This is a genomic window from Streptomyces sp. NRRL S-495 (assembly GCF_000966955.1).
Taxonomy (GTDB): domain Bacteria; phylum Actinomycetota; class Actinomycetes; order Streptomycetales; family Streptomycetaceae; genus Kitasatospora; species Kitasatospora purpeofusca.
The window spans coordinates 1-1,656 of sequence record NZ_JZWY01001087.1; the positions used below are offsets into that span (position 1 = coordinate 1).

General features: G+C 79.8%; 1 protein-coding gene. It reads right to left on the minus strand.

Annotation, left to right across the window (positions count from 1 at the left end; all coding sequences use genetic code 11):
- A partial coding sequence (locus VR45_RS39225) for an NB-ARC domain-containing protein (protein ID WP_234326622.1) occupies window positions 1-1,656 on the minus strand: 1,656 nt, incomplete at both ends.

A 1,656-nucleotide genomic window follows, 5' to 3' on the forward strand; every position in this document is an offset into this window, starting at 1 on the left:
TCACCGTGTCCCCGGCCGCCCGCGCGGCCTCCACCGCCCGCCGCGACGCCGCCTCGGCCGCGTCCAGCCGGGTGGCGGCCAGCGCGACGTTGCCGCGCAGGAAGTGCGCCCGCCCCTCCGCCCGGACGTCGCCGTGCCGGGCGGCCGCCTCGGCCAGTGCGTCGGCGGTCGACGCGAGCTGACGGCTCGGCGGGGTGAGCACGAACGGGGTGAGCGCGATCAGCAGATCGGTCGCCGCGCGCAGTGCCGCGCCGAGCCCGGCCGCCGGGTCGGCGGCGACCTGGGCCGCCAGCGCGACCGCGCCCGCCCGCTCGGCCGTCGCCCACTCGCGGGCCGCGTCCCGGCCGGACAGCGGGACGCCGGGGGAGTGGGCCGGGCCGAGCGCGCCCGCGGCCGGATCGCCCGGCACGGCGTGCTGGAACGCGCTGCACGCGGTGGCCAGCAGGTGGTCCAGCAGCCGGTCCCGGGCGGCGACGGCCTCCCCGCCGTCCTGCTCGGCCCCGTTGTCCCCGCCGCTGACACCGCTGACGCCGCTGACGCCGCTCTCGCCACCCGGTCGTCGCCGGGCGAATGCGCGGAGCAGGTCGTGGTACCGGTACCGGCCGGGGAACGGCGATTCCACCATCGCCACGTCCACCAGCGCCTCCAGCAGGTCCTCGGCGTCGTACTCGTCGAGGTCCAGCAGCGCGGCGGCGGCCGACAGGCCGATGTCGGGGCCGTCCACCGAGGCGACCAGCCGGAACGCCCGGGCCTGGTCGGCGGTCAGCTGGCGGTAGCTCAGTTCGAAGGCCGCCGCCACCGCGAGGTCCCCGATCCGCAGCTCGTCGATCCGCCGCCGCTCCACCTGGAGGCGGCGGCTGAGCGTCTCCACCGTCCAGCCCGGCCGGGCGGCCAGCCGGGCGGCCACGATCCGCACCGCCAGCGGCAGGTGCCCGCAGGCCACCACCAGTTCGCGGGCGGCCGCCGGTTCGGCCGCCAGCCGCTCCGCGCCGATGGTGCGCCCGAGCAGGTCGAGCGCCTCCTCCGGCTGGAACACGTCCAGATCGACCTGGACCGTCGCCGGCAGCCCGGCCGGGCGGGTGCGGCCGGTGGTCAGCACCGCGCAGCCTTCCGCCCCGGGCAGCAGCGGCCGGATCTGCGCCGCGTCCTTGGCGTTGTCCAGGAGGAGCAGCAGCCGCCGGCCGTCCACCACCGAGCGGAACAGCGCCGAGCGGGCGTCCAGCCCGTCCGGCACCGCGTCCGCCGGGACCCCGAGCGCCACCAGGAAGCCGCTCAGCACCGCCTCCGGATCGGCCGGGACGGGGTCGGAGCCGCGCAGGTCCACGTACAGCTGGCCGTCCGGGTAGCCGTCCCTGACCCGGTGCGCCACGTGCAGCGCCAGCGCGGTCTTGCCGACCCCGCCCATGCCGACCACGGTCGCGACCACCAGCGCCTGCGGCTGCCCGGGGGCCCCGCCCTCCGGGTCCGGCGCGGCGGCGGCCAGGGCCGAGTGCAGCACCCGGACCGGCGCCGTCCGCCCGGTGAAGTCGGCGGCGTCCGGCGGCAGCTGGGCGGCCGCGGCGGGGCGCCCGCCGGACGGGCACCGCGCCCGGCCGCCTCCGCCCCGTCGCCGGGCTCCTCGGCCGCGCCGGTCCGGCCCGCCGCCTCCGCGTCGGC